Origin of the sequence: Nocardia vulneris, assembly GCF_001613425.1 — a bacterium.
Lineage (GTDB): Bacteria > Actinomycetota > Actinomycetes > Mycobacteriales > Mycobacteriaceae > Nocardia > Nocardia vulneris.
This window is the reverse complement of sequence record NZ_BDCI01000067.1, coordinates 1-1,388: the sequence shown is the minus strand read 5'-3', so window position 1 is coordinate 1,388 and position 1,388 is coordinate 1. Positions and strand designations below refer to the sequence as shown.

At 62.5% G+C, this 1,388-nt stretch carries 1 protein-coding gene; it reads right to left on the bottom strand.

Translation table 11 applies throughout. From position 1 onward, the window contains the following. On the bottom strand, positions 1–1,388 hold a 1,388-nt coding region (gene gcl, locus NVU01S_RS42015; RefSeq protein ID WP_063048264.1), incomplete at both ends, for a glyoxylate carboligase.

The window sequence follows — 1,388 nt, the reverse complement described above, 5'->3', positions numbered from 1 at the left end:
AACCCTTCTGCGACCTTCAGATGATCGACACCGTAACCACCGACTTCGGGACTGTTGATGTTGTCGAAATCGAGCTGGACATAATAATCCATATCGAACTGACGTTGCGCCTGCCGGATCAACCCCAGATACGAATTGTTCACCACCACATGGATATACGGGATATTGAACTGCGCACCCACCGCCAGCTCCTCGATCAGGAACTGGAAATCGTAATCACCCGACAACGCCACCACCATCGCATCCGGATCCGCCGTCGCCACACCCAGCGCCGCAGGCAACGTCCACCCCAACGGCCCCGCCTGCCCCGCATTGATCCAATGCCGCGGCCGATACACATGCAACAGTTGCGCAGCCTGGATCTGCGACAACCCGATCGTGCTGACATACCGCACCTCTGGGCCGAACGCGCGATTCATCTCCTCATACACCCGCTGCGGCTTGATCGGCACATCATCGAAATGCGTCTTACGCAACCCCTGCCGCTTCCGGGCCCGCACCCGATCCGCCCACTCGGTCCGATCGGTGAGAGTGCCCGCCGCTTTCATCTCGCGCGCGACCTCGATAAAGACCTCCAACGCCGCACCCGCATCCGAGATCATCCCGAAATCCGGCGCGAAGACCCGCCCGATCTGCGTCGGCTCGACATCGACATGCACGAACGTCCGGTCCCGCGTATACGTCTGCACCCCACCGGTATGCCGATTCGCCCACCGATTACCGATCCCGAGCACGAAATCGGACTCCAGCATCGTCGCGTTCCCATACCGATGCGAGGTCTGCAACCCCACCATCCCCGCATGCAACCGATGATCATCACCGATCACCCCCCACCCCATCAACGTCGGCACCACCGGCACCCCCGTCACCTCCGCGAACTCCACCAGCAACCCCGCCGCGTCCGCATTCACCACCCCACCACCAGCCACGATCAACGGCCGCTCCGCCGCGTTCAACATCCCCAGCACCTTCACCGCCTGCCCCCGCGACGCCACCGGACGCCCCACCACCAACGGCTCATACGCATCGATATCGAACTCGATCTCGCCCAACTGCACATCAATCGGCAAATCGATCAACACCGGACCCGGCCGGCCCTCCCGCATCACCCGGAACGCCTTCGCGAACGTCCCCGGCACCTGCGCCGCCTCCAACACCGTCACCGCCCACTTCGCCACCGGCCCCGCCACCGCAGCAATATCAACCGCCTGAAAATCCTCCTTATGCAACTTCGCCACCGGCGCCTGACCCGTAATACACAAAATCGGAACCGAATCCGCACTCGCCGAATACAAACCCGTAATCATATCCGTCCCCGCCGGACCCGACGTCCCCACACACACCCCGATATTCCCCGCCGCCGCCCGCGAGAACCCCTCCGCCATATG